Origin of the sequence: Enterobacter sp. IF2SW-B1, assembly GCF_001743375.1 — a bacterium.
Classification (GTDB): domain Bacteria; phylum Pseudomonadota; class Gammaproteobacteria; order Enterobacterales; family Enterobacteriaceae; genus Enterobacter; species Enterobacter bugandensis.
In genome coordinates this window covers 1-351 of the sequence record NZ_MJAA01000404.1, presented here as the reverse complement: position 1 = coordinate 351, position 351 = coordinate 1, and the positions used below count along the sequence as shown (strand labels likewise).

General features: G+C 54.1%; 1 pseudogene. It reads right to left on the bottom strand.

What is annotated here, in order from left to right:
• Window positions 1–153 (bottom strand): annotated as a pseudogene (locus tag A6013_RS27735) (hypothetical protein); the annotation flags it as partial.
• Window positions 154–351 lie beyond the last annotated feature (198 nt).

Below are 351 nucleotides of genomic sequence, written 5' to 3'. Positions count from 1 at the left end.
TTCTTCGCACTCCTTCAAACTTTCGCCGCGCGGAATCTCACCGCGAGCGCGCGCCACCGCCTCTTCAATGGTACTGTTGATCTGTTCGTTAACGGCGTCGTCAGTCGCCCAACCGGACGCCCTCACATCCTCCTGAAATCGGGTTATACCCATCTTTTAAAATGGGGTTAAACAATGAACAATCAAGAAAAAGACAAAATAACCTACGTCGAGGCCGCCGTGGCGGGGGCGATTGCGGGGCGGCTATCCCGGCTGTGGCGATGTCATGGCGTTCTCCTTTAAACAGCGGCGTAAGATACCCTGTGCTGGCCCAGCGGTAAATCTTTCTCTACGGCGCTTAAAAAAACACCG